Annotated in this window: 21 protein-coding genes; 9 read left to right on the forward strand and 12 right to left on the reverse strand. The window is 69.1% G+C overall.

The window, feature by feature from the left end:
* Positions 1-44 precede the first annotated feature (44 nt).
* Positions 45-1037: an Ig-like domain-containing domain gene (locus tag FJV41_RS09690; protein ID WP_141642152.1), complete on the forward strand. Its 993-nt coding sequence runs from the start codon at positions 45-47 to the stop codon at positions 1035-1037.
* A 39-nt stretch (positions 1038-1076) separates the two neighbouring features.
* A complete protein-coding gene (locus FJV41_RS09695; protein WP_246137115.1) occupies positions 1077-2045 on the forward strand; it encodes a WD40 repeat domain-containing protein in 969 nt (322 codons plus the stop codon).
* A 14-nt stretch (positions 2046-2059) separates the two neighbouring features.
* Here the strand turns inward: FJV41_RS09695 and FJV41_RS09700 are convergent, their stop codons facing one another.
* Entirely contained in the window at positions 2060-2647 is a 588-nt protein-coding gene (locus tag FJV41_RS09700; protein ID WP_141642153.1) for a Crp/Fnr family transcriptional regulator, read from the reverse strand.
* Positions 2648-2713: 66 nt separating this feature from the next.
* On the opposite strand from FJV41_RS09700, the gene FJV41_RS09705 reads away from it, so the two are divergent.
* Positions 2714-3961 carry a sterol desaturase family protein gene (locus tag FJV41_RS09705; protein WP_141642154.1) on the forward strand — a complete coding sequence of 416 codons (1248 nt, stop codon included), beginning with the start codon at positions 2714-2716 and terminating at the stop codon, positions 3959-3961.
* A gap of 10 nt (positions 3962-3971) precedes the next feature.
* On the opposite strand, the gene FJV41_RS09710 is transcribed toward FJV41_RS09705, so the two are convergent.
* Positions 3972-4811, reverse strand: coding sequence for a hypothetical protein (locus tag FJV41_RS09710; protein WP_141642155.1), 840 nt, complete (start codon positions 4809-4811; stop codon positions 3972-3974).
* 229 nt (positions 4812-5040) lie between these two features.
* Positions 5041-7596: a TonB family protein gene (locus tag FJV41_RS09715; RefSeq protein ID WP_246137116.1), complete on the reverse strand. Its 2556-nt coding sequence runs from the start codon at positions 7594-7596 to the stop codon at positions 5041-5043.
* Positions 7597-7719: 123 nt separating this feature from the next.
* Between FJV41_RS09715 and FJV41_RS09720 the strand changes: the two genes are divergently transcribed.
* Positions 7720-8598: a hypothetical protein gene (locus FJV41_RS09720; RefSeq protein ID WP_246137117.1), complete on the forward strand. Its 879-nt coding sequence runs from the start codon at positions 7720-7722 to the stop codon at positions 8596-8598.
* Positions 8599-8664: 66 nt separating this feature from the next.
* Positions 8665-9258, forward strand: coding sequence for a DUF2378 family protein (locus FJV41_RS09725; protein ID WP_141642156.1), 594 nt, complete (start codon positions 8665-8667; stop codon positions 9256-9258).
* A gap of 103 nt (positions 9259-9361) precedes the next feature.
* Here the strand turns inward: FJV41_RS09725 and trxA are convergent, their stop codons facing one another.
* The 6 genes from trxA to FJV41_RS09755 all read right to left on the reverse strand — a co-directional run bounded on the left by trxA (position 9362) and on the right by FJV41_RS09755 (position 15000).
* On the reverse strand, positions 9362-9742 hold the full coding sequence (gene trxA, locus FJV41_RS09730; protein ID WP_141642157.1) for a thioredoxin: 381 nt from the start codon (positions 9740-9742) through the stop codon (positions 9362-9364).
* A gap of 39 nt (positions 9743-9781) precedes the next feature.
* On the reverse strand, positions 9782-10105 hold the full coding sequence (locus FJV41_RS09735; protein ID WP_141642158.1) for an FKBP-type peptidyl-prolyl cis-trans isomerase: 324 nt from the start codon (positions 10103-10105) through the stop codon (positions 9782-9784).
* A 146-nt stretch (positions 10106-10251) separates the two neighbouring features.
* A complete protein-coding gene (locus tag FJV41_RS09740; protein ID WP_141642159.1) occupies positions 10252-11421 on the reverse strand; it encodes an outer membrane protein in 1170 nt (389 codons plus the stop codon).
* A gap of 146 nt (positions 11422-11567) precedes the next feature.
* Positions 11568-13460, reverse strand: a complete 1893-nt coding sequence (nadE, locus tag FJV41_RS09745) for an NAD(+) synthase (protein WP_141642160.1) — start codon at positions 13458-13460, stop codon at positions 11568-11570.
* Positions 13461-13555: 95 nt separating this feature from the next.
* Positions 13556-14215, reverse strand: a complete 660-nt coding sequence (locus tag FJV41_RS09750; protein WP_141642161.1) for an LON peptidase substrate-binding domain-containing protein — start codon at positions 14213-14215, stop codon at positions 13556-13558.
* 143 nt (positions 14216-14358) lie between these two features.
* The gene (locus tag FJV41_RS09755; protein WP_141642162.1) at positions 14359-15000 is read right to left on the reverse strand and encodes a TetR/AcrR family transcriptional regulator; all 642 of its coding nucleotides are present in this window, start codon (positions 14998-15000) and stop codon (positions 14359-14361) included.
* A 75-nt stretch (positions 15001-15075) separates the two neighbouring features.
* Here FJV41_RS09755 and FJV41_RS09760 point away from each other — a divergent pair, with 75 nt between their 5' ends.
* Positions 15076-16362, forward strand: a complete 1287-nt coding sequence (locus tag FJV41_RS09760; RefSeq protein ID WP_141642163.1) for a serine hydrolase domain-containing protein — start codon at positions 15076-15078, stop codon at positions 16360-16362.
* A 19-nt stretch (positions 16363-16381) separates the two neighbouring features.
* Here the strand turns inward: FJV41_RS09760 and FJV41_RS09765 are convergent, their stop codons facing one another.
* Entirely contained in the window at positions 16382-17347 is a 966-nt protein-coding gene (locus FJV41_RS09765; protein WP_141642164.1) for an AraC family transcriptional regulator, read from the reverse strand.
* 98 nt (positions 17348-17445) lie between these two features.
* Here FJV41_RS09765 and FJV41_RS09770 point away from each other — a divergent pair, with 98 nt between their 5' ends.
* Both FJV41_RS09770 and FJV41_RS09775 read left to right on the forward strand, forming a co-directional pair.
* Complete coding sequence (locus tag FJV41_RS09770) at positions 17446-18429, forward strand: quinone oxidoreductase family protein (protein WP_141642165.1); 984 nt, start codon at positions 17446-17448, stop codon at positions 18427-18429.
* A 129-nt stretch (positions 18430-18558) separates the two neighbouring features.
* Complete coding sequence (locus FJV41_RS09775) at positions 18559-20850, forward strand: PKD domain-containing protein (protein WP_141642166.1); 2292 nt, start codon at positions 18559-18561, stop codon at positions 20848-20850.
* A gap of 25 nt (positions 20851-20875) precedes the next feature.
* Here the strand turns inward: FJV41_RS09775 and espC are convergent, their stop codons facing one another.
* Complete coding sequence (gene espC, locus FJV41_RS09780; RefSeq protein WP_141642183.1) at positions 20876-23284, reverse strand: serine histidine kinase EspC; 2409 nt, start codon at positions 23282-23284, stop codon at positions 20876-20878.
* Between the two features lie 263 nt (positions 23285-23547).
* On the opposite strand from espC, the gene FJV41_RS09785 reads away from it, so the two are divergent.
* Positions 23548-23769, forward strand: a complete 222-nt coding sequence (locus tag FJV41_RS09785) for a DUF5683 domain-containing protein (RefSeq protein WP_141642167.1) — start codon at positions 23548-23550, stop codon at positions 23767-23769.
* Between the two features lie 64 nt (positions 23770-23833).
* Here FJV41_RS09785 and FJV41_RS09790 read toward each other — a convergent pair whose 3' ends face one another.
* The gene (locus tag FJV41_RS09790; protein ID WP_246137118.1) at positions 23834-24940 is read right to left on the reverse strand and encodes a hypothetical protein; all 1107 of its coding nucleotides are present in this window, start codon (positions 24938-24940) and stop codon (positions 23834-23836) included.
* Position 24941: the final 1 nt, after the last annotated feature.

Below are 24941 nucleotides of genomic sequence, written 5' to 3' on the forward strand. Positions count from 1 at the left end.
CTTCACCCGTTCGCTCCGCTCACTTCGCAAGGAAACACCCGAACATGCGTCTGACCCACGTCGCCGCCCTGCTCACCACCTGCGCTGTCCTGACCCTGACGGGCTGTGACAACGATGACCCCATCACCCCGAGCTCCGATGCGGGCACTCCGACGGATGCGGGCCCGGACGCGGGGCCTCCACCAGACGCGGGGCCTTCACCGGATGCGGGCCCCGACGCGGGAGGTGACACCACGAAGCCCCACGTCACCGCGTCCAGCCCCGAGGAAGGCGCGACGAACGTGCTGCCCGTGCAGACCTACAAGGTGGACACGACGAACACGAGCCTGCGGCGGCTCGTCACCGTCTCCTTCAGCGAGCCCATGGACTCCACCGCCGCGCAGGTGACGTTGTTGGACGTGAGCACGCCCGCCAACGCCCCGCGAGTCCTCACCGGCACCTGGTCCGAGGACGCGCTGACCTTGTCGCTCTCCATTCCGCGTCCAGAGTCGGACCTTCCCCCGCTGGAGGAGGACAACCGCTACTCACTGGACCTCACGTCGCTGCGGGATATCGCGGGCAACGCGCTGGACACAGTGCACGCGGGACTCGGCGATGGTCGGCTGGACTTCACCACGGGCGAGCGGGACCGCGTCACGGAGCACGCTTGCGGGCACGCGCTGCTGGAGGCCCCCGTGGCCGTGAGGGCGGGTGCGTCTCCGACGACGATGTATCCCGCGACGGACTCGCCCCACGAGTTCTACGAGCTGACGCTGCCGACGAGCGGGACGTCATTCCTCGGCTACTCGGAGGTCGTCTCCGCGGAGCGCGACGAGCCGGTCATCATGTACCTGAGCCACGAGGTCCCCGTGGTGGTGCACGACGTGACGGAAGGCGAGACGGTGATTGCCTCCGCCGTGACGCCGGCACCCGCCGTGTGCCTCCCCGCGATTTCCCATACGCTGAAGTTCACCGCGCCCGCCGGAGACCGCTTCCTTCGCCTCACCTACGGCCCGACTCCTCTGGAGAAGTTCACCTTCGTCTTCGAGCGATACTGAGCAGGTTCATCTCCGCGGCGAACGCCCTATGCTGCGGAGATGTTGCGCCGTTTCCGCCAGAGGCCCGACCCGGACGACGCTCCCGACTTCGAGCCTCATCAGCCGCTCGGCGCGCCGATGCCCTGGCCCGACGGTCGTCACGTCGCCGCCAATGCCGGCAAGCACATCTTCCTCTGGGACCTCGCGACTGGAGAGTGCTCGCGGGTGCTCGAAACCAGCGCCATCCACCAGCCACCGATGTTCCGTCTGGCGTGCGAGCCGGTGCTCGGGCGCGTGCTCGGAAGCCACAAGCTTCGAGAGTTCGCCCTGTGGGACTCGACGGACTGGCGCCGCCTCCAGGCTTTCGCGGGGCACGGTGAGCCGGTGCGGGCCGCCGAGGTCATCGCTGAAGACCGGGTGCTCTCCGTCAGCGGCGATGGCTTCGCGCTGCTGTGGGATGCGTGGACGGGTGAGCTCCTGCGCAGGTTCGAGACTTCGCCGCTCTACGCGCTCGCCCAGAGCCCGGCGCACGGCCTCGTCGCCGTCGGCGGTGGCAAAGGCGCCATCACCTTGCTCGACGGCCCCACGCTCGAGGTCCGCGCCAGCTTCCAACTGCCCATGGCGACCGCGCGACACGCGCCGCTCAGCGAAGAGCGCCAGCGTCAGCTTGGAATCGTGTGGAACCGCCCGTCCAACACCATCGAGGCATTGACCTGGCATCCCGATGGCGAGCACCTGATTTGTGGAAGCTGGGACTTCATCGCCAGGATGGTGCACAGCCACACCGGACACGTCGTGCGCGAGTGGCACGGCCATGCGCACTGGGTCGAATCCGTCGCCGTCGACCCGCGACGCGGACTCTTGTGCACCAGCAGCTCCGACGGCACCGTGCGTTTCTGGTCGCTCGACTCGACCGAGTGCCTCGCGGTCCATGACGTCGGGCACGCCGACCTCGGTGGCCTGTGCCTGATTGGGGACTCCCTCTATGTGACGGTGCGCAGCGAGCTCGTGGTGATTCCCCTGCCGTAACCGCCCGCTGAAGCTCACTCCGTGCGCTTGCGCCTGCGCGACATGATGCGACTCAAGGCCACCTCGGTGATGCCGAGGTAGGCCGCCACGTCTCGCTGCGGTACGCGCCCTCGCAGATGCGGGTGCTCCGCCCAGAAGGTGTCCAGCCGCTCCTCGGCGGACAGCTCCAGGAACTCCTGCTCCCGTCGCTCCTTGAGCAGGAAGTGCCGCTCGGCGACGCGGCGCGCCACACGCACCCAGCACCCATGGCCCTCTTCCAACGTCTGGAAGTCCTGCGTCCGGAACACCAACACCCGTGCGGGCTCCAGCGCTTCGATGGCCGTCATTGACGGCATGCGTTGGAGCATCTCCGCGTACGCGCCCAGCAGTTCACCCTCGGCGCGAAACGCCTTCACTGACTCGCCGCCTCGCGCCGACACGCGCACCAGCCGGAACACCCCTTGAAGCACGACCGCGAAGCGGTCCGCCGCGTCTCCGGGGCGCAGGAAGTGGGCCTTGCGCTCGACCGACTGCTCCCTGGCGAGCGACTCGGCCCTCTCCCACTCACTCTCGGGAATGGGACCGAGCGGGGACAGCTGCTCGTAGAGCTTCGGGAATCTCACGGGGACAAGGACGGAGGTTAACCCAGGTTAAGGCGGCAATCGAGCCGGGCGCCGTACACCGGGGACATGTCCATCAACGTCTACGCGATTGCCACACCCTTCGTCATCGCCCTGGCGCTGGGCGAGTTCGTCTACTGCGTGGCGAAGCGCAACGGGTACTACAGCTTCCAGGACTCCATCGCGAGCGTGGGCACCGCCGTCCTCAATCAGTGCGTCAACGTGGCGGTGGCGCTGCTGATGCTGCCCCTCTTCACCCTGCTGGGACAGCTCGCGCCCTGGAAGATTGACGTCGCGTCACCCTGGGCGCTGCTCGGCCTCTTCCTGGGAGTTGACTTCCTCTTCTACTGGTTCCACCGCTTCGGGCATCGCACCAACATCGGCTGGGCGGCGCACTCGCCGCACCACTCCACCGAGGAGCTGAACTACGCGGTGGCCCTGCGGGCCAGCGTCACGCAGCGCATCTTCTCGTTCCTCTTCTACTGGCCGCTCGTCGTCATCGGCTTCTCGCCCGAGGCCGTGCTGGCCATGGTGGCCTTCCACCTGGTGCTCCAGTTCATCCCCCACACGCGCGTCATCCCCAAGCTGCCCCGGTGGATTGAGTCGTGGCTCAACACGCCCTCACACCACCGCGTGCACCACGCGCGCAATGACCTCTACATCGACAAGAACTACGCGGGCTTCCTCATCATCTGGGACAAGATGTTCGGCACCTACGCCGACGAGACGGAGGAGTGCTCCTACGGCGTCACCTCTCCGCCGAACACCTGGGACCCCACCGTCATCAACTTCCAGTTCTGGGGGAAGCTCTTCAGTGACGCGGTGAAGACTCGCAGTGGGTGGGACCGGTTGCGCCTGTGGGTCATGCCCACCGGCTGGCGCCCCTCGGACCTGCCGGCACGCGAGTCGACCCCGTGGAAGCGAGATGGCGTGGAGGTGAAGTTCCAGTCCACCGAGCTGCCCAACATCCGCGGCTACCTCGTCTTCCAGATGATTGCGTCGATGCCCTTCATGCTCCTGGTCAGCCACCACGCCTCGCCGCTCGTGGGCTGGCAGAAGCTGATGCTCAGCGTCCTCTTCTGGGGCATGGCGACCGCGTGGGGCGGGATGATGGAGTCCAAGCGCTGGGGCCTCCCGCTGGAGATGGCTCGCGTGTTCGCCATGGGCGGCGCCGTGACGCTGTGGCTCGTCCAGGCGGGCGCTCCGCTGTCGTGGCGGGCGCTCACCGTGGGGTGGCTCGCCGTCACCCTCGTGTGGATCAGCGTCGCGCGCGCGAGCAGCCGGAGTCCCTCGCCCGTGGCTCGCGGCATGAGCTGAGCCGCGCTGCTCACCCGACCTTCTCGGGTTCCCATGCACCCGAGAAGGCCGTGAAGCGCCGCACGTTGACGGACAGCGCTCGGTGCACCTGCGTCTCCGGTGTGATGTCCACCGGACTTCCGTCGGCGGGCAGCGTCAGCCGGTCGAAGTGCGCGCCCTCGAACCATTGATGCGGCCGGGCCTCCACGACGAAGAGTCCGTCGTCGTCCAGGTCCGCATCAATCGGCACGAAGTCCACGCGCTGGAGTTCCACGGGCGGCGGGAAGTCGAGCGCCACCCGGAAGGGCACCCGCGCCTCTCCTCGGAAGGCCGTACCCGCCAGGAGCATCGAGTGTCCCTGGAGGGACGCCGCTTCCTCTCCGAGTGCCCGTGAAGGAGGCTGGAGCAGCAGCGAGAAGGACCTGGCCCGACCCGCGATGCCCGGTGAGCGCCCCAGGACCTGGGCCTCACCGCCGGCGAGCAGGTCGAACACCACCTCGCGGTCCCACTCCCCGAGCACCGTCCCTCCCGAGAAGAAGTCCCCGTCATGCGCATGCGCCGTGGGCACGAGCGCGTTCAGCAGCGACTTGAGGACGCCGCGCGCCTGAGCCTGGAGTGGAGAGGGATTCTCGAAGAGGTAGATGGGCCCGAGCACCATCCGCGCGGAGGTGAGCCGCACGCTCCAACCGGTATCGGTGGTGAGCTCGCCCACCTGAGCCGCTCCGGGCGCGAGCGCGGTGCGCAGGCCCATGCGGAACACGATGCCTCGCCCGCCGGTACCGGACAGTCCACACGCCGAGCCACCACCAACGAGCGCCGCGCCCATGAACAACATGAAGGCGCGACGGGAGCCAAGAAGCACACGAGTCATAGGGCCTTCTCCTGAGGGCGCGGACGCAGCAAGGCCTCGCCTCGTGGAAGAGAGCCCTCATGTCTCCTGGTGCCCTTCCCGGGGTCCCGACTCAACGAGGTGTCGTGTCGTGGAATGGAGAGCGCGGAGTGCTGGGGGCCCTCCGCGAGCCCTCGGCTCAGCGCGGCGGTGTGTCGCGCCAGGACTGCCCGCGACGAAGCGGGCCTCTCGGGCGACTGGGACAGGTGCCTCATGGAGCGTCCTCCTCGAAGTCCAGGTACAGCGTGAAGGTGCCTCGGAAGGTGCGCGGTGCTCCGGCGGAGAAGTGGCGCGTGGCTAGCAGTGACGCGGGGGCATCGGGTCCCCGGAAGTTGGAGACGTAGTTCAGCTCCGTCTCGCGCCAGCGCGCGTCCAGCACGTTCTCCACGGATACGCCCAGCTCCATCCAGTCCCAGCGCGCGCGAGTCCCCACGTCGAAGAGGAACACGGGGTCGCTGTAGCGATTCAGCGGCAGCGGCCTGGGCCCCACCGCGCTGTGCCCCAGGGCCACGTTCCATCCGAGCCGCTCGCCCGCCACGGTGACATGCCCTCGCACCGAGGCATCCACCCGCCCCAGCAGCGCCGGGATGTAGGGCATCACCGCGCCGTCCCACAGCTTCCACGCGGATGCACCGGGCGCGGGCAGCGTCGCGCGAGCCCCCGCGACGGAGGCCTGCGTGTCGAGCCAGTCTTCCCATTGCAGTCGACCCGTGGCGAAGGCCCCCAGTCGCTGCGAGGCGCCGATGGGCTGGTTGCGTCCCAGTCGCTCGTCGAAGACGAAGTCCTGGGACACACGCGTGGCGAAGACCGCGCCGCGTGCTTCCAGCGAATACGGCCGTGACGCGCCCTCCAGCCTCCAACCCAATCCCGTCTCACCCGAGGCGACGCGTGCATACGGCGCCAGCTCCGCATCAGACAGCGCGGCGGCGTCGCTGGAGCGCGCGCCCAGTCCCGCGCTGGTCAGCCACGTGAGTCGAGGTGACAGCTTCACCTCGGCGCTGGCCCGGGGGCTGGCGAAGAAGCCATAGGCATCCAGGGACTCCTCCGGGATGCGCGGCCCATCGCGGTCCACGGCGGGACGGTTCAGGTCCTCCACGCCGAACAGGAACGTATCCAGCCGCACACCGACACGCAGGGCCAGCCAGTCGAGCGGCTGCACGCGCAGGGACGCGTATCCACCCAGGTTGGTGGTGCGCACCTGATTGTCGAACAGGGTGGAGTATGGCGCGCCACCGCTGTCCCTCAGCCGACGCGAGCGCGTGCGGACGTCGTCGTAGCGGGCCACATAGCCCAGCTCCAGCGGGCGCGACTGCCCCAGTAGAGTGAGCCCTGGCGTGTAGCGCCCGCGCAGGCCCAGGGTGCTTCCCCGGTAGTAGCCCTCCGTACCGTCACCGCGCTGCGCGTCCTCGCCGGGAGGCGTGTCCTGGATGAAGCCGGTGAAGTTGTCGCGGATGCGCGTCTGGCGCAGCACCACGTAGCCCTGCTGCACCAGCCGTCCGCCGCGCTTGAGCCGCGACTGGAGCTCCGCGGAGACGAGATGGCGTTGGCTCGCGCCTCCCTGGTTCTCGTCATAGAAACAGAAGAACTGCGAGTCCGCGTCCGCCGCGCACGGCAACCGTGCGTCCACCACGTCCGTCTCCCGCACCACGCCCGCCGAGGCGAACCGCGCGCCGTAGCTGGCACCGAGCAGTCGCAGTCGCGTGTCATCTCCCAGTCGCAGCTCCACCTGCGCCATGGCGGTCGCATTGGCGAAGGAGCGATTCGGTCCGAAGCCCTCGCCCTGTCGCAACAACAGGCCCACGAAGGTGGCCTCGCTGGACTCGGGTGGGCCCCACACCAGCGCGAGCCGACGTGAGGCGAAGCTGCCGTAACTGGCCGAAGCAGTGAGCCCTCGACGCGCGAGGCCGAGCTGGTACTCCACCGTCCCCGCCACGCCGAAGTCACCTTGCGAGGCGTCATAGGGCCCCTCGGTGACTCGCAGCGAGTCCACCAGCTCCGGGATGATGAAGTACGTGTCCGCGTAACCGTGGCCGTGGGCGTGGGAGACCTCGTTGAGAGGCACGCCGTTGAGGCGCATTTCCACGTCCTTGCCCTCGCCCGCGTCGAAGCCTCGGATGAACACCGTCTCCGCGTGACCCTCGCCTCCGTGGTTGGCGAGCATCACTCCGGGCGCGAGCAACATCAGGTCGGAGGCGGAATTGCGCGGGACGTCCGCGAGCTGTCCCACCTCGATGTGAAAGTCTCCGACAGCCACGGGCGGTGGTGCCTCGGCCACTCCTCGGACCGTGGTGGAGAAGCCCGGCGACGAAGACCTGGAGGCCGCCTTCTCCTCCTCGGATGAGGCGCCCGACGACGTCGAATCGTCCACGGCGAGTTCCGTCATCACGGGTGGCGCCGGTGTTGTCCCCGTAGCCCCGTGCGGCGTCTCCGCGACGGCCTCGCGCGCCCGCATAGGAGCGAAGTGGACCGGGACGTCCACCTGCACCTCGAGCGGCACTCCGCTCCGACGCGCCGGCTCGAACTTCCAGCGCACCGCCGCGCCCATCGCGGCCCTGTCAAACACGGCTCCCGCCGACTCGCGCACCTCCACCCGCGACACCGCGCCCACCTCATCAATCGTGAGGCGCAGCACCACCGTCGCCGTGTCCTGCAACACCGGCGCGTCACCGGGCGTCACCGGCGCCGCCACCTCCACCGGAACCGGCGGCGAAATGGGCGCCTCCTCCAGCGCCCCCACCGCACACAACACCAGCATCGCAATCCACACGGCGAGGACCTCACTCCTGGGTTCGGCGGCACCCGGGACACCTCGCCACCGGAACGTCGACCGCCCGGAGATACAACACGGACCTCTTGAATTGCAACTTGGTTACATATACATCCGCGAAACATGAATTCGAAATCGAGCGGACCTGGCCTCCTCGCGGTGCTCGCGCTGATACTGGTGCTCCCGGCCTGCGACTCCGTGCCGCCCGGAGACGTGCGCGTGACGATGAGCGGCGGTGACGGCACCCAGCGGGGTCTTCCGGACACGCTCTTCCAGGACGGTTGGTCCGTGCAGTTCACCAAGTACCTCGTCTCGCTCGGAGACTTCACCCTGACCTCCGCGTCGGGCGAGGCGCGTGAGAGCCGCCGCCACGTGCTGGTGGACGTGCAGAAAGGAGACATCCCGCTGACGGAGCTGACGGGCCTGCCGGCGGGCCGCTGGGACGTGGGCTTCCGAGTCAGCCCCCCCCGCGACGACACGGAGCTTGCGGACGGCCAGGTCTCCACCGAGGACCTCGCGATGATGCGCGAGCGCGGCTTCAGCTACTGGGTGGAGGGCCGCGCGGTGAAGGCGGGCGTGGGCATCTTCGACTTCCGGATGGGCTTCCCCGTCGATGCGCGCATGGTGGACTGCATCAACGGGGTGGATGGCACCCAGGGCATCATCGTCCCGGAGGGCTCCCGGGCGGACGTGGAGGTCACCATCCACGCCGAACACATGTTCTACGACAGGCTCGGCACCCACAGAGGCGTGCAGTTGCGCTTCGACGCCATCGCCGCGACGGCCACCTCGGACCACCTCATCACCCCAGAGGGGCTTGCCTCACAGCAACTCACCGACTTGAAGGATGCCCAAGGTCGGGAGCTTCGCGACGCAGCGGGTCAGCCCGTGGTGTACCTGCCCGGAGCGCATGATGTGCGCACGCTCCAGCAATTCGTCACCCAGAGCATTGTCGACCAGGCCCACCTCAACGGTGGAGGTGTTTGCACGGTCGCCAAATGACAGGTGGACCCGCGGGCACCCCACCCCCGCTGGACTTGGCCCGCCCCGCGCCGCTAGGAAAGTCACATGGACTCTCCTCTGCACCTGCAAGCCCGCATGGCCCTCTGCCGTCCCGAGCACATGGTGCTCGATTTGTTCGTGCAGAGCCTCCGCGAGAGCATCGCCCAGCGGATGGGTCGGAACCTGGCCCGGGCCGCCGGAGCGCCCATCGCCAGCGTCCCCGTGCGGGGCGCCCCCTCGCACCGCTCCGCCCGCGAGTACCTGGAGTTGCTCCACGAAGGCGCGAGCACCGTGGAGCAAACCCTGGGAGAGGACTACTCCCACGCCGTGGAGCAGCTGTCCTTCACCGCCGCGAGCCACGTCTTCTCCGCGCCCGTGGGCGCCATGGTGATGGCCATCACCGGCGAGGACCCGCACCGCGGCCTGTCCGTGGGCTCGGGGCTCGCGGGCGCCACCAGTACCTTCGGCGAGCGGGAGTACGAGCGCGTCTCCGACACCACCGCGCGCGTGCGCTTCAAGGACGAGTTCTTCGGCCCCGCGTGGTGCAGCGGCCTGGTCCGCAGCGGCCTGCTCCAGACGAACCCGGAGCGGCGCTTCCGCGTGGAGCTGGAGACCGGCGAGCCGCCCTTCAAGGACTTCTCGCTGCTCATCCACTGGTAGCCCCCCTCTCCGCGAGGGGACCGCCGACCGGCCGGAAGCACCATGAGACGCTTCCGGCCAGCGGCGCGGACAGGCACGAAGCCCGCCCGGCAGGCGCACCGACTCAGGCCTTGGGGGCTTCCTTGCTCCGGCGCTCCTCGACTTCCTTCTTCACCTGCTCCATGTCGAGCGCGCGCACCTGACGGACCAGGTCCTCCAGCGCGGCGGCGGGAAGCGCACCAGCCTGCTCGAAGAGCAGGATGCCGTCACGAAACACCATCAGCGTGGGGATGGAGCGAATCTCGAACGCTCCGGACAGCTCCGACTGCGCCTCGGTATCAATCTTTCCGAAGACGATGTCCGCGTGCTTGCCGGACGCCGCCTCGAAAGTGGGCGCGAAGATGCGGCACGGACCGCACCACGACGCCCACCAGTCCAGGATGACGATGCCGTTCTTGCCGACCGTATCCTTGAAGTTGTCCTTGGTGATTTCCACCGTCGCCATGACGGCCCTCGTTTCTCCCCGCCTGCGCGGAGCGTGACTTCAGCGGACTTCCAACAGCTCCACCTCGAACAGCAGGGTGGCGTTGGGGGGGATGACACCACCGGCGCCGCGCGCGCCGTAGCCCAGGTCGGGAGGAATGGTGAGCTTGCGCACGCCGCCAATCTTCATCCCGGCGACGCCGTCGTCCCAACCCTTGATGACCTGACCCGCACCCAGACGGAAGGTGAAGCCCTCGCCCCGGTCCCGGCTGCTGTCGAACTTCTTGCCGCTCGTCAGCGTCCCCACGTAGTGCACGGTGACCGTCTTGCCGGCGGTGGCCTCCGTGCCAGTGCCGACCTTCACGTCTTCGATACCCAGGCTCATTCCCTCTCCTGTTGCAGTGGAAGGTTCCACCTTAACTCGCCAACCCCGCTGGCGCCGCACTGGAAAGCACAGTGGCGCGGGCCCGTTGGCTACCGGGCACCGCGCCACCGACTCACGCCGTGCGTGAAGACTTCAAGACGCCCGCGTCAGAACGTACCACCCACGCTGACGACGCCCTGGTAGCTACCCCCGTTGTCGAAGTCGCCGCCGCCGGACTCGATGCCGGGGGCGAACTCCTTGTCGAAGAGGAAGTTGTAGTTGGCGCGCGCGTCCACCGTGAAGTGACCCACGTGGCCCCGCAGGCCCACGCCCGCCGGGACACTGCCCACGGTGTCATCCCGGTAGCCCAGCGACTGGCCGCCCCGGAAGTTGTAATCGTTGATACCAATGCCGCCCAGCACGTACGGCTGCCACGCGGAGGGGAACAGACCCAGCGTCGCCACGGCCGTGCCACCGTTGCGCACGAGGTCAGGACCGTCCACGCTCACCTCGCCACGCTTGGAATCGATGTCGTTGATGGCGCCGGTATAGCCCAGCTCGATGCCGAACACCTTGGACGGCCGGATGGCCGCCGTCACGCCCGCGGTGGGGCCCGGGTTGAGCTGCGGTGCCAACGCGCCGGTGTAACCCTCCACACCGCCGCCCAGCATCACGCTCAGACCCTTCATGTCGTTCTTGTCCTTCTTCTTCACCTCGAGCGGCTCGACAGGCTCCGCGGCTTCAGCCGAGGGACGAAAGTCCGAGGGCGGAGGCGCGGTGATGCCGCTGCCACCCGTGGCGTCGTCCTGGGGCAGCGCCGGGTATGACTCGGAGCGGGGCTCCGCCGCGGGCGCGGCCTCGGGACGAGGCTGGGGCGAGGACTGCGGCGGCGGGGCCTGCAGGCCCTGGATGTCGTCCTGCTGTCCGCTGGAGCCACTGCCACCGGTCCCCTGCTGCTGCTGGGAGTCCTGGTTCGACGGCTCGCAGCGCAGCGGCATGTTCAGGTACACCTCACCCTGCGCGGGTGGAGCGGCCTGGCTGCCTCCGATGGCGGACGAGTTCGAGGACGAGGAGTCATCCTGCCCGCTCTGTCCACTGCCGCCGACTCCCGAGTCGTCCTCCGTCCCCATGGAATCGGGCACGGGCTCCGTCTCGATGATGATGTCTTCCTCCTGAAGCGAGTCACCAGAAGAGGTGTCCTGCGATTGAGCCAGCAGCACTCCCTGTCCCGGGTTCCCCGCGCTCGCCCGTGGTGGTGGGCAATCGCCGTCCGAGGCCAGTGCCGAGGTGCCGTAAAAGAGCGCCCCGATGGCGCCTGCCAGAATTTTCGCTTTCATCCAACCCTCCGTCGTCGAGTGGCTGACATGAAGGTTGTTTGCGAAGACACATCCGGCAAGGCACGCCCGGGTAGCGTTTCCCGCGTGGCTGGCCGCTGAGCAGCCAGCCGGGCGTGGAGCCCGGGCAACACGGTTGCACGAGCAGGCTACGTTTCGCGCATCCACTCCGAGCCGGTGACGACGGGCAGTTGCAGGGCGCGCTCGCGGTCCAGGTCCAGGTTGCCGACGTGCAGCGACAGGGGCGACTGCACCCACTTGTAGATGGACTGCGTGAAGAGGCGGACGAACTTGTCCACGTAGCCGCCGAGCCGTGCCGCCTCCACCTCCGGGAACATGGGCGTCAGCGCCTGGAGCATCTCCGAGGGCGTGAGCTTCTCGCTCGCGAACAGGTAGAAGCACGCATCGAGGATGGGGAAGGGCATCAGCTCCTCCTCACCCACCTGGTTGTGCGCCAGCTCCGGGCCCGCGGGCTTGGCGAGCACCTTGCGGATGCCCTCGTAGCCCGTCACCTCCTGGAGGTAGTCCAAGAGGTACATCACCACCGTCTTGGGCAGGTTGGAGATGACGGCGAGCGCGCCCATCAGGTCTCCACCGATGGTGGTGTAGCCCACGGACTTCTCGCTCATGTTGCCCGTCTGGAGGAACAGGCCGCCGCAGGAGTTGCTCCAGTTCCACATGCGCTGGGCGCGCAGGCGGGCCTGGATGTTCTGCTCGGTAATCGGCGTGACGGGGACACCGCCCAGCATCCGCGCGGCCACGTCGCGCTCGCGCTCGAAGGCCTCGTCGATGGAGACCACCTGGAAGGCCACGCCCAGCTCGCGGGCAATCGTCTCCGCCGCGTCGCGGGTGGAGTCGCTGGAGAAGCGACTGGGCATGTAGAACGCCTGGATGAGCGAGCCGGGGTTCTCCGGCCGCGCGCGCTTCGCGTAGCGGTGGGCGATGAGCAGCGTCAACAGCGAGTCACGGCCGCCGGACAGGGCGATGCCCAGCACCTTGAAGGCGCGCGTCTTCTCGAAGTAGTCGCCCACGCCCAGCGACAGCGCGTCCAGGATGTCTTCGCACAGCGCCTCGCGCGCGGGCCTTCGCTTGTCCGGGGTCGGCAGGAAGAAGCTGCGGTGCGCGGGCACGGGGTACGTCAGGGACTCGCGCCGGGTGCGCACCGCGTCGGTGCAGTCCAGCACCGCGGTGCCCTGGCCGCCGGTGGTCAGCCACGCCTCGCGGTCCACGCGCCACGTGGTGGCCTCGCCGCGCAGGCGCAGGGTGCGGTCCAGGTCCACGACGGCGGCGGCGAAGCCCTCCTGGAAGCGCGGCGTCTCCATGACGTGGCGGCCGTTCTGGTTGAGGAAGCCGCCTCCGTCGAAGATGAGGCCGTCGTTGCTGCCCACCGCGTTGCAGTAGGCGATGGTGCATTGGTGGTCGGCGGCGCGGGTGGCGATGAGCTCGCGGCGCGTCTCCACGAAGCCCAGCCGGAAGGGCGAGGCGGAGATGTTCACCACCAGCTCCGCGCCGGAGTACGTGCGCCGGCGCATGGGGCCGTCCGCGCTCCAGATGTCCTCGCAGACCTCCGGCGCGACGAGGCCGAAGTCGAACTGGAAGAGGTAGTCGCCCAGCGGCACGCCCCGGTAGCGCTCCTTCATGCCGGGCTGGCCGCGGCCGAACGTCCGCGCCTCATAGAAGACGCTGTAGGTCGGCAGCTTCTCCTTGGGGACGAGGCCCAGCACGCGGCCTCCGGCGACCACCGCCGCGCAGTTGAGGCGCTGTCCCTGGAGGGCCACGCCCACGCCGACGACGAAGACGGTGGAAAGCGCGGCCGTCTCGCGCGCGAAGCGCTCCAGCTCCGGCCACTGTCGGTCGATGAAGCCCTGCCACTGGACCATGTCCTCGGCGGGGTAGCCGGCGAGGAGCTGCTCCTGGAAGACGCCCACGGTGACGCCGTCCTCGGACATCCGCTTCGCCAGGACGAGGGCCCGGTCCGTGTTGCGAACGAAGGCTCCGACGGTGGTGTTGACGCTGGCGATGCCGACTTTCACGAGCCGCATGATTCTCCCGCTCCCCTTTCGCTTCCGACGCGGGGCTCAGCAATGCTCGGAGCGACGCACAAGGCAAGCCCCAAGCCCCGGGGCGCACGGGTGGGTCAGTTCAGCGGGCCCAGGGGCCGCACGGGCTGGAGCCGGGCGATGAGCTCGCCCACGTCCTCCAGCACCGCCTCCAGCCTGCGCTTCACGTCCAGCTCCGCGAGGAGCTGTTGGCGCCGCTCGGCCTCCGGGCTGATGGCGGAGGCCACCACGTCCGCGAGCTTTCCGCCCGCCGCACGGGCCGTCACGGGCAGCAGGTTCTCCGCGAACGTCGGCGGCACGCGCCCGGCCAGCTCGAAGACGGCCTGACGCAGCCGCTCCTCCTCCGGCCCCTGATACGGCAGGTCCGGCAGCGACAGCGCCTGCACCTCTCGGTACGCCTTGTCCGTGGTCAGCTCGGTGACCATGCGGATGCGGCTGACGCCTTGGAGGAGGATGTTGTAGCGCCCCTCCTCCACCTCCTCGTCCCAGACGATGACGCCGGCGCACATGATGGACTGCATCGGCGGCCGGCCCTCGTACTTGCCCTCCCAGCCGTCCTCCAACTGGGCCAGCGCCACCACGCGGTCCGTCGCGAGCGCGTCCTTCACCATGGCCCGGTAGCGCGGCTCGAAGATGTGAAGGGGGATGACGGTATGGGGGAAGAGCACCGCCGACGGCAGCGGGAAGACCTTCAGCGCACTGGCGGCGGCGCGCTCGACGCGTTCTTGGGCGGTCATGTCGGGCATCCTTACCCGTGTTGATAAGCCTCTCGGGCGCCCGTCGCACCGCAAACCCGCGTCCCACCGCGGCCCGCACCGGAGGGGCGGGGCACAACCCACTGGATTCGCAGGGACTTTCCGTCGGGACGCCCCTTCGACGACTACCGTGCGCGCGGGCGGCCAGCCCCTCCATTCCAGGCCCGCATCGCCACCTCCACCAGGCCGAGCAGCTCCGCCTCGCTCGCGCCGTCCTGCGCCTGGATGGACATGCCCTGGACGACGGCGCCGAAATACCGCGCCAGGGCCCCCGCGTCCGTCTCCAGGGGCAGCTCCCCGGCGGCGATTCCCCGGGCAATACGCTCGCGAACCAGCTTCACCGCGTTCGAACGGAGGCCCGCGACGAGGTCGGCGACGGGCTGGTGGGCCTCCGCGCACCGGAGGACACCCGTCGAAATCATGCACCCGGGCGGCTGCTTGCGGCGGGTGAAGGCCCGGGCCGACTCCCGGAGCACCCGCTCGATGGCGCCCCGCGCGGTCGGCTCCTCGGTGAGCGCCAGCCACGTGTGGGCCCCGGGGCCCTGCTGGTAGCGCTCCAGCACGCGCCGGTAGAGGCCCTCCTTGGAGCCGAAGGCCGCGTAGAGGCTGGGCGCGGTGATGCCCATGGCGCCAGTGAGGTCCGCCACCGACGCGCCCTCGTAACCCAGCCGCCAGAACACCTCCACGGCCAGGTCCAGGGCCTTCGTCTCATCGAACTCGCGGGGCCTTCCGCGCGGCCGGGGCCGAGGGGCGATGTCGCTTTTCATAACGCTCACTATTGAAATCAGGAAATGGGCTTCCTATTTATAAAACACTCGCTACATAAATAGGAGTTCCGCCCGATGCATTCCGCCATCGCCACCTTCCTGGTGGCCGCAGGTCTTGGTGTCTCTCCCGCAACGTCCGTGAAGCCGGAGCCGCGCGCCGTCGAGGCGAGCGCCCGGCCGAGCGCTGTCGTCGTGAGTCCTGAATCGAGCGCCCTCGCGGCGAGCCTGGACCCGGTCATCGACAAGGCGCTCGCGGACCAGCGCATCGTCGGGGCCGTCGTCATCGTCGCGAAGGACGGGGAGGTCATCTACCGGCGCGCCGCGGGCTTCGAGGACCGCGAGGCGAAGAAGCCCCTGCGAGAGGACGCGGTGTTCCGACTGGCGTCCATGACGAAGCCGCTCGTCTCCGTCGCGGCGCTCGCCCTCATCGACCAGGGCAAGCTGTCCCTGGAGGACCCTGTCACGAAGTGGCTGCCCACGTTCCGCCCCAGGCTTCCGGATGGACGTGAGCCCGTCATCACCGTGCGGCACCTGCTCACGCACACGGCGGGACTGACCTACGGCTTCAACCAGCCAGCGCAGGGGGCCTATCAAAAGGCCCAGGTCTCCGACGGGCTCGACAACCCTCCCGGGCTCACGCTGGAGGAGAACCTGCGTCGCCTCGCCACCGCCCCACTGGCCTCGGAGCCTGGGGAGAAGTGGGCCTACTCGTTGGCCACGGACGTCCTGGGCGCCGTCGTCGCGAGCGCGGGAGGCGCGCCGCTGCCCCAGGTCGTCTCACGGCTCGTCACGCAGCCGCTCGGATTGAAGGACACGGGCTTCCGCGTCAGTGACGTCTCGCGGCTCGCGACGCCGTATGCGGACGGAAAGCCTGTCCCCGTGCGCATGGGCAAGACCTTCGACATCCCCTTTGGCGCGGGCGTGGTCCACTACACCCCGAGCCGGGCCCTGGACGCGCGGGCCTTCCCGTCCGGGGGCGCGGGCATGGTGGGGACGGCGAGCGACTACGTGAAGTTCCTGGAGGCCCTGCGCAAGGGCGGGGCGCCGGTGTTGAAGCAGACCACCGTCGAGCAACTGGGCTCCATCCACGTGGGCCCGGAGTCGCAACCGCAGGGACCGGGCTGGGGCTGGGGACTCGCCTCGGCGGTGCTCATCGACCCGGCCCCGACCCACAGCCCCCAGTCGGCGGGGACGTGGCAGTGGGGTGGCGCGTACGGACACAACTGGTTCGTCGACCCGCAGCGGGGACTCACCGTGGTGGCGCTGACCAACACCGCGCTGGAGGGCATGTCGGGCGGGTTCCCCGGCGCCGTTCGTGATGCGGTGTACGCAGCCGACAAGGCTCCCGCGAAGAAACCCTGAGTTGGGGACGGACGCTCCTTCAGGCCTGTCGGCGAAACGCGCCCGGTGTCATGCCCACCCAGCGTCGGAACGCCTTGCCGAAGGAGCTCTCCGTCTCGTAGCCCACGGCACGAGCCACCTCCGCCATCGCGACGTCCCGGCCGCGCATCAGCACCATGGCCCGGTGCATGCGCCACCGGCCGATGTACGCCAGCGGCGCTTCACCCACGAGCGACTTGAAGCGCTCCGCGAACACCGAGCGCGACATGCCAGCGAGCCGGGCGAGCCCCTCCAGCGTCCACGGGGCCTCGGGATTCTCGTGGACGCGCTGGAGCACCGCGCCGATGCGCGGGTCGACGAGCGCTCGCAGCCAGCCGCCCTCCCCAGAGGACGACTCCAGGTGCGCGCGCAGGGCCTGCACGAAGAGGACATCCGCGAGTCGGCTCACCACCGTCTCATGTCCAGGCTGCCTGGCCTCGATTTCGGAGGCCACGAAGCGCAGCGTCGACTCCAGCCATCTCGGGGACTTGGGGTCATCCGCCCGGACGTGGAGCAGCGTCGGCAGGTGCCTTACCAACGGGCTGAGTGTCTCGCCCTCGAAGGTGAAGGAGCCCACCACCAGCGTCACCGCCTCGCCACCTCCGCCGTAGTGCAACAGGCCTCCGCAGCGAATGGGCGTTCGCGTCGCATAGACCTCCGCGATGGGCAGCACGCGCGTGCCACGGCGGTCCTTCAAGGTGAACTTCACGTTGGCGGGGACGAAGACGAAGTCTCCGCCCGCGAGTGACAGCTCCCGCTCGTCCGTGGACAGCAGGCAGCTGCCGCGCATCACCGCGTAGAAGAGCGGGAGCGGAGAGCCGTCGATGCGCATGCCCCACGGAGCCGTCAGCTCGTAGCGCGCGTGCACACGGCTGCGCAGGTGCACGCCCTGGAGCACGTCCGCGAGGACATCGAGCCCGGGCTTTTCGCCGGACGGTTGGACGAGAGAAACGGACTTCTGGCGCATGTTCGTCCTTTCACCCAGGACTATAGGTCCACTCACGCGGCGGGCGGGGAAGCGCGAGCCTCCCTACCCCACGGCCCGCCGTCCAGGAGACAGACCTCATGAGAGCCATTCGCCTGCACAAGTTCGGAGGACCCGAGGAGTTGCGCCTCGACGACGTGCCCACCCCCACCCCCGGAGAGGGCGAGGTGCGCATCCGCGTGCACGCCGCGGGACTCAACTTCACCGACATGGGCCAGCGGGAGGGCCGCATGCCCGGCACGCCGCCGCTGCCCTTCGTCCCGGGCCTGGAGGCCGCTGGAGTCGTGGATGCCGTGGGACCTGGCGTCCAGGGCCTCACGAAAGGAACGCGCGTCGTCGCGGTCCTCCCCAATCAAGGCGCCTTCGCGGGATACGCCATCGCGCCGACGGCGACCGTGCTCGCCCTTCCCGACGCGGTCTCCTTCGAACAGGCGGTCTGCCTGCCCGCGCAGGCCCCCACCGCGCTGCTCGGACTGAGGGAGGGTGCGCGACTGCGTGAGGGCGAGTCCGTCTACATCCCGTCGGCCGCGGGAGGAGTGGGGACGTTCCTCGTGCAGTTCGCGAAGCGGATGGGAGCGGCACGCATCATCGGTGGCGTGAGCCAGGACGCCAAGCGGGACGTCGTCCTGCGCCTGGGCGCGGATGCCGTCGTGGACACGTCCCAGCCGGACTGGCCCGCCCGGGTCCGCGAGGCCACGGGTGGACTCGGCGCGGACATCGTCTTCGTGGCGGGCGGCGGAGAGCTTCCCGGCAGGAGCCTTCAGGCCCTCGCCTTCCGGGGACGGCTGGTGCTGTTCGGCGCGGAGAGCATGTTCGACACGCAGTGGAGCCGGGAGCAGATGACCGGAATGCTGGCCCAGAACCAGGCCATCATCGGCTTCGCCACCTTCACCCTGCCCTTCGAACTGAGGCAGGCGGCGCTCCGTGAAGCGCTCTCGCTCGTCGAGCGAGGTCAGCTCCAGGCGGTCATCGGACAGACCTTCCCGCTCGAAGCAGTCGCCCAGGCACATCGGGCGATGGCGGAGCGGAGCACCACCGGCAAGGTCGTCATCCGCATCGACTGAGCGTCCAGGCCCGCACCAGGGCCCGACTCAATACGGTATCACAGAAACTAGAACATCGCGGCTGCCAGTGTACCTCGCACTCACTCCTGGATTAAACAGGATTTGTATTCCTGTCTGGGAGGTCTCACCTTGAACAAGAAGTTCATCATGTGGGGGAGCTGTGTCGGCGCCCTGGTGCTGTCGGCTTGCGGCGAAGCACCGGGTGCGGCCGAGGTGTCCTCGAGGGCCTCGGCGCTGGACGATGGGCTCGTCAATGTCACCTTGAACAAGCCCACGACGGCGTCCCATACCCAGTTGGACCCTCAGCATTTCCTTCCACAGTACGCGGTGGATGGAAACATCACGTCGGACGACTCGCGGTGGTGCACGGGTGAGTACATCTACGCGCCGCGATATCTCGACATCGACCTGCAGGGGACGTTCGACCTGCACCGCGCGGAGGTCTACACGGGCTACCAGAGCACGAAGCCCATCGCGAACTTCGACCTGCTCTACCATGACGGGACGTCCTGGCAGCCCATCCCTGGCGCGGCCAGGACGGGCAACACCAGCGTGGCGGTCTCCACGACGTTCACCCAGGTGGTGCGCGGTCAGAAGGTCCGCTTCCTCTGCAACGAGCCCGGCACCTCGAACTGCCGCGTGAAGGAGGTCTGGGTCTTCGGTGCGCCCGCCACCCCTGGCGCCAATCAAGCGCCCGTGGCCAACGCGGGCGCGGACCGGAGCCTGGTGCTTCCCACGTCCAGCCTCACGCTCACCGGAACCGGTACGGATGCGGATGGCACCATCGCTTCCTACGCGTGGACCCAGGTCAGCGGCACCACCGCGACCCTGAGCGGCGCGAGCACCGCCACGCTGGCCATCAGTGGGCTTTCGGCGGGGGCCTTCATCTTCCGCCTCACCGTCACCGACGACGACGGAGCAACCCACTCCGACGACGTGACCGTAACCGTCACCAATGCCCCACCGAACCAGGCGCCCGTGGCCAACGCGGGTACGGACCGCACCGTGGTGCTGCCCAACGCGGGCATCACCCTCACGGGCTCGGGCACGGACTCGGATGGCAACATCGTGTCCTATTCGTGGACCCAGGTGAGCGGCCCCACGGCCTCACTGAGTGGCGCGAACACCCCGTCACTCTCCGTCAGCGGGCTCGCCGTCGGCACGCTGGTCTTCCGCCTCACCGTCACCGATGACGATGGCGCGACTCACGCGGACAACGCGACGGTGACCGTCACGAACGCCAGCACCCTCACCAACGTGGCGCGACTCAAGCCGGCTGTCGCCATGCACACCAGCGGCTCGAACGTCGCGGCGCGCGCCACCGATGACAACCTCTCCACCCGCTGGGAGTCCGTCTACGCCAACAAGCCAGGCACCTATCTCGACGTCGACCTCCAGGGTGCCTACGAAATCCACAGCGCGGAGGTGCATCTGTCCTTCTCCACGGACTCCTCCGCCGCGATGACGAACTTCGACCTCCAGGCATGGGACGGTGGCTGCTGGAAGACCATTCCCGGCTCCTCCGTGCGGAACAATCCGGGGGCCACCACCCTCAAGAACGTGACCTTCACCGCACCCGTCATCGCCAGCAAGGTTCGCCTGCTCTGCCTGGACAGCGATGGGGACGAAAACGAGCCCTGCCTCGTGCGGGAACTGAAGGTCATGGGCAAGCCCGCCACCACGTCTACGGGCCCCCTCGCCTGCACCGCCGGAGAGCAGATCGCCGTGCGCGACTCGCGCTACTCGTACGCGCTGTTCCTCCCCTCTGGCTACAACGCGGACCGGAACGCTCGCTGGCCCCTCATCATTTCGCTCCCTGGGACCGGCGGCGTGATGCTCACGAATGACCACCTGTCGGTGTCCAGCAACGCGGAGGGCCTCGCCTGGAATCTGAACTCCAGCACCTATCGCGCGAGCTTCGGCGCCATCGCCGTGTCCCTCCACTACTGGAAGGCCGGCCGCAGTGGGGATGCCTACTTCACCGTGAGCACCGTCATGGCGATGCTCGAGGACCTGAAGCGGGACTACCTGGTGGACACGGACCGCGTGTACTTCACCGGCTTCAGCGGCGGCGCCAACGTCCTCTACGACTCCGCCGGCCTTCCCGTCTACATGTCGAAGGTCGCCGCCTTCGTCCCCATCGCCGTCACGAGCACGCCCACGAACGTCGCCAACATCTGCAACCTGCGCACCCTGCCCACCTGGCCCTTCCATGGGGGCTCGGACTCCCAGGGTGGAGCGGACAAGTCGACGGGCCTGAAGACGATGCTGGAGACGCAGTGCGGAGGCACCACCAGCGCGATGCTCAGCCCCACCGTCTATCCCGGCGTGGGCCACTCGAACACGCTGTGGCAGAACGCCTACGCGACGCCCGCCCTCTGGACCTGGCTCTTCCAGCAGCGCATCAGCAACCGGCAGTAACCGCTTCCGCCGGGTGGCGCCGCCCTCAGTGGCGTGCGCCGCCCGCGCGGGCGACCACGGGCCCGTCTTCCTCGTCTTGAGCGGCGAGCGTATCCAGCGCCGCGTCCACCGAGGCCATCAGCACCTCCGGCCGCACGGGCTTCTCCAGCACGAGGTTCGGCACCGTCTCGATGAAGTCTCGCGTCTCCGCCGTGTACGCCCCGCCGGAGATGAACACCATCCGCCGAGTCAGCTCCGGCGCCACCACGCCCAGCCGTCGGTAGAGCGTGGCGCCATCGACCTCCGGCATCTGCAAGTCACACAGGATGACGTCGTAGCGATGCCCCGCCGACACCAGCGCCAGGGCCTCGCTGCCTCGCGTCGTCATCACGACGTCGTGGTACGGCTCGAGCAACAGTCGCATCGACTGCGCCAGCCGGGGCTCGTCATCCACCACCAGCACGCGCCCACGTCGGCCCGTGGAGGGCACCGCGGGCTTTCCACGCGCCACCGGCCGGGGTGGCACCTCCATCTGCACCGGCGCCGCGGGCAGCAGCACGGTGAAGACGGAGCCCTTGCCCTCCTCGCTGCGCACCTCCAGCTCGCCGCCGTGCGTGCGGACAATCTGCTGACAGATGGCCAGGCCCAACCCGGTGCCTTCCCCGGTGGGCTTGGTGGTGAAGAAGGGCTCGAAGATGCGCGCCATCACCTGCGCGGAGATGCCCATGCCCGTGTCCACCACGTCCACGCGGGCCCGACCCGATGCGTCCGTGCTGGTGCGCACGCGCACCTCGTGCAGCGTCGGATTGCCCTCGGGCACCGCCTGCATCGCGTTGACGAGCAGGTTGAGCAGCACCTGCCCCAGCCGCGCCTCGCTGCCCAACACCTTCGGCACCGGGCCGAACTCCTCCACCAGCCGCGCGCGGTGGCGCAGCGCATGGCTGATGATGCGCACCGCCGGGGGCACCAGCGCGTTGAGGTCCACCAGCGTCCGGTCCTGGTCTCCCTGACGGCTGAACACCTGCAGGTCGCGGACGATGAGGCGGATGCGCTCGGCGCCCTCCAGCGCGCCGCGCACGCTCGACTGCGCGTCCCGCTGCCCCAGCATCCCGCCTTCCGACAGCGCGCGCGTGGCGGCTTCCAGGTTCAACACCAGGTAGGCCAGCGGGTTGTTGATTTCGTGCCCCACTCCGGCCGCGAGCGTCCCCACCGCGGCGACACGCTCGGCCGCCACCAGTCGCGCCTGGAGTTCCTTGGTGGCGGTGATGTCCCGGTGGGTCGCCACGAAGTGCGACACGTCTCCGCCCGTGGCGCGCACCGGCGACAGCAGCACCTCCGTCGAGACGAGGCGGCCATCCTTGCGCGGCACCGTCACCTCCACGCAGAGCGACTCGCCCGCCAGCAGCGCCGCGTTCAGGCGCTGACACAGCCGGGGGTCCTGCTCCCCATACATCTTGCACGGGTCCTGCTCCACCAGCTCTTCCGGAGGCCGGCCCAGCAGCAGGCTCAGCGCCTCGTTGGCGAACACGGTCCGCAGCCTGCCGGGGCCCTCCACCTCCGCGATGAAGACCCCCTCGTGCACACCCCTCACGGTGGTGGCGAGCAGTTGGAGCTTCTCCACCGCGCGCCGTCGCTCCTCGCTCGCCGCCGCCAGCAACTGCCCCGTCACCGCGTTGACGACGACGAAGAGCTGGAGCACGAGCAGGTCCTGCGCCACGTTGCCCGAGGAGAACGGCCCCTGCCCTCGCACCGTGCCGAAGATGGCGACCGTGGAGATGGCCAGCGTCGCAGCCGCCGCGCCCCGCGGCCCGAAGCGCAGCGCCGCCATCGCCGACATCGGGAAGAGCAGGAAGCTGGCCGCGTGCGCGAAGCCGGGCTGCGCGTTCCGGAAGAGGAAGACGCTCGCGCCCAGCACGGTGGTCAGCCCCGCCAGCGCCACCGCCTCGCCCAGCCGGTGCGGCCAGGTGGGGCGGCTCAGCAACAAGAGCGGCGGCGCCACGACGAGCACGCCCATCAAGTCCCCCACCCACCACACCCAGACCGCGCGGCCCAACAGCTCCCACGGCAGCGCGCCGCCCAACAGCAGGCACAGCGGCCCCACCAGCGAACTCACACCCGTGCAGACCGCACCCGCGCCCACGCAGAGCACGACGACGTCACGGATGCGTGACAGGTCCGAGCCCATGCGCAGCCGCCGCGTCAGCGCCGCCCCCAGCACGGTGGCCAGCGTGTTCCCGGCCGCCACCCCCAGGGCCACCGACAGCGGCACCCCCGTGGACGCGGTCGCCAGGAACGCGCCGATGAAGATGCCGGGCCACAGCAGGGGACCGCGCAGAATCAGCGCCGCCAGCGCCACCCCCGTGGGCGGCCAGACAGGGCTGACATTTCCTCCCACGGTGGACAGGGACAGGCCGAGCCGGGCGACGGCGAGATAAACGCCCGCCAGGACAAGCATCTCCAAGAGATGCCGTCCGCGAAGCGCGCGTGCGCTGGCTCGAATCAGCCCGATGATGATGACCGTCCCCCCGGTAGACCCGTCCGCCGACCCGACGGGTTCACAAAGTGGAGTGCATGGTAGCGGGCCAGGCCCGGTATTGCACCTTCCCCCCGTCGCGCAGGGCAGGCAAGCGTCCAGGAGCCGATAGGTCGGAAGCTCCGGCGGATGCAATCGCTTTGGCGGGGGTGCGTAGGGAAGAACAAGGAGGAGGTACCTAGACGATGTCGCGACCCGGAATCGCAGCCCTGCTGTCCTTTCTGATCCCCGGTGTGGGGCAGATCTACAACGGCGACATTCTGCGCGGTGTCTTCTGGCTCATCGTCACCCCGGGCTTCTGGATTGGCACCGGAGGGTGCCTGGGCTGGGTGTGCCACATCATTTCCGCCGCCACCGCGCACAACCGGGCGGAGGACAAAGAGAAATACCGCGTGACCATCGTCTAGCGACGAGGCTCGCGGGGCGCGGGGCGGCTCACAGGGGTGGTCGGCCCGCGCTTTTTTCTTCCGCTCAGCGAGAGAACAGCAGGATGAACGTGGGTATCGCGGCGACCAGCACCCCCGCGATGAGCGCGAGCACCTGCTGCACGAAGAACACGTCCTCCAGCGTCTCCACCAGCGCGCCCTCCAGCCGGTCCACGGCGAGCGTCTCCAGCCCTCGCACCGCCGTCGCGGTGTCGGGTGCGGTGAGCACCGTGCGCAGGGCGACGGCGCCCAGGACACGGTAGGACTGCTCCATGAGGAAGCGCTCCAGGCGCTCCGTGCGGGAGGGCGGCCCGGTGCGCTCCTCGGGAAGCTCGCGCAGTTGCTCGGCCACGGAGTGCTCGATGGCTTGGATCAGCTCCTTGCGACCGAGCGGCCCCGTGCTTCGCAAACGCCGGGCGACATGGAGCGCCGCGGGCTTGAGCACCGCGTAGGCGTACCCCATCCACCCTCGCTCCTGTGCCTCCTGGGCGAGCCGCGAGCCGACCCCGTTGAGCATCAGGGCGTACCCGCCCGCCAGGGCCAGCGCGAATGGCGTGAGCCCCAGGCTGAGGGCTTCCAGCCAGCCAGGTGTCGGCGGCATGCCGAGCCAGCGCGGCGCCAGGACGAAGGTCCCCGCCAGGGCGAGCCCGAAGGCGCCGAAGAGGAAGAAGCCCTTCACCGCGCCCCACAGGCCCGAGCCCAGCAACGCGGGCACCACGCCCACGAGCATCCGCAATCCCGCGCGCGCCACGTCCTTCATGACGCGGCGCTGGTTCGTGGGAGGGGCCTCGGTCATCGCGTCCGGCTCGGACGACGTCGACACCGCCATGACGCGGCGCTGGTTCGTGGGAGGGGCCTCGGTCATTGGGTCCGGCTCGGACGACGTCGACACCGCCATGACGCGGCGCTGGTTCGTGGGAGGGGCCTCGGTCATTGGGTCCGGCTCGGACGACGTCGACACCGCGTCCAGCGGCTCGGCCGTGGTGCTCACCGCCAGCATCGAATCACTGGACGGAAGCGCCGTGTCGAGCTGTCCGAAGGGACTCCGCTCCATCGACACCGCATTCACGGCGGCCTCTTCCGCGCCTGGCACTCCCGACGGTGCGGACTGCATCGTCGGAGCCTGAGAGCCCGTGTTCGTTTTCGCGGACACG

The sequence above is a fragment of the Myxococcus llanfairpwllgwyngyllgogerychwyrndrobwllllantysiliogogogochensis genome (assembly GCF_006636215.1).
Lineage (GTDB): Bacteria > Myxococcota > Myxococcia > Myxococcales > Myxococcaceae > Myxococcus > Myxococcus llanfairpwllgwyngyllgogerychwyrndrobwllllantysiliogogogochensis.

What these genes read in the sequence shown, in the direction of transcription:
- FJV41_RS09690 (WP_141642152.1), top strand. Translation starts at nt 45, where the DNA reads ATGCGTCTGACCCACGTCGCCGCCCTGCTCACCACCTGCGCTGTCCTG.
- FJV41_RS09695 (WP_246137115.1), top strand. Translation starts at nt 1,077, where the DNA reads ATGTTGCGCCGTTTCCGCCAGAGGCCCGACCCGGACGACGCTCCCGAC.
- FJV41_RS09705 (WP_141642154.1), top strand. Translation starts at nt 2,714, where the DNA reads ATGTCCATCAACGTCTACGCGATTGCCACACCCTTCGTCATCGCCCTG.
- FJV41_RS09710 (WP_141642155.1), bottom strand. Translation starts at nt 4,811, where the DNA reads ATGACTCGTGTGCTTCTTGGCTCCCGTCGCGCCTTCATGTTGTTCATG.
- FJV41_RS09720 (WP_246137117.1), top strand. Translation starts at nt 7,720, where the DNA reads ATGAATTCGAAATCGAGCGGACCTGGCCTCCTCGCGGTGCTCGCGCTG.
- FJV41_RS09725 (WP_141642156.1), top strand. Translation starts at nt 8,665, where the DNA reads ATGGACTCTCCTCTGCACCTGCAAGCCCGCATGGCCCTCTGCCGTCCC.
- trxA (WP_141642157.1), bottom strand. Translation starts at nt 9,742, where the DNA reads ATGGCGACGGTGGAAATCACCAAGGACAACTTCAAGGATACGGTCGGC.
- FJV41_RS09735 (WP_141642158.1), bottom strand. Translation starts at nt 10,105, where the DNA reads ATGAGCCTGGGTATCGAAGACGTGAAGGTCGGCACTGGCACGGAGGCC.
- FJV41_RS09740 (WP_141642159.1), bottom strand. Translation starts at nt 11,421, where the DNA reads ATGAAAGCGAAAATTCTGGCAGGCGCCATCGGGGCGCTCTTTTACGGC.
- nadE (WP_141642160.1), bottom strand. Translation starts at nt 13,460, where the DNA reads ATGCGGCTCGTGAAAGTCGGCATCGCCAGCGTCAACACCACCGTCGGA.
- FJV41_RS09750 (WP_141642161.1), bottom strand. Translation starts at nt 14,215, where the DNA reads ATGACCGCCCAAGAACGCGTCGAGCGCGCCGCCGCCAGTGCGCTGAAG.
- FJV41_RS09755 (WP_141642162.1), bottom strand. Translation starts at nt 15,000, where the DNA reads ATGAAAAGCGACATCGCCCCTCGGCCCCGGCCGCGCGGAAGGCCCCGC.
- FJV41_RS09760 (WP_141642163.1), top strand. Translation starts at nt 15,076, where the DNA reads ATGCATTCCGCCATCGCCACCTTCCTGGTGGCCGCAGGTCTTGGTGTC.
- FJV41_RS09765 (WP_141642164.1), bottom strand. Translation starts at nt 17,347, where the DNA reads ATGCGCCAGAAGTCCGTTTCTCTCGTCCAACCGTCCGGCGAAAAGCCC.
- FJV41_RS09770 (WP_141642165.1), top strand. Translation starts at nt 17,446, where the DNA reads ATGAGAGCCATTCGCCTGCACAAGTTCGGAGGACCCGAGGAGTTGCGC.
- espC (WP_141642183.1), bottom strand. Translation starts at nt 23,284, where the DNA reads ATGCTTGTCCTGGCGGGCGTTTATCTCGCCGTCGCCCGGCTCGGCCTG.
- FJV41_RS09785 (WP_141642167.1), top strand. Translation starts at nt 23,548, where the DNA reads ATGTCGCGACCCGGAATCGCAGCCCTGCTGTCCTTTCTGATCCCCGGT.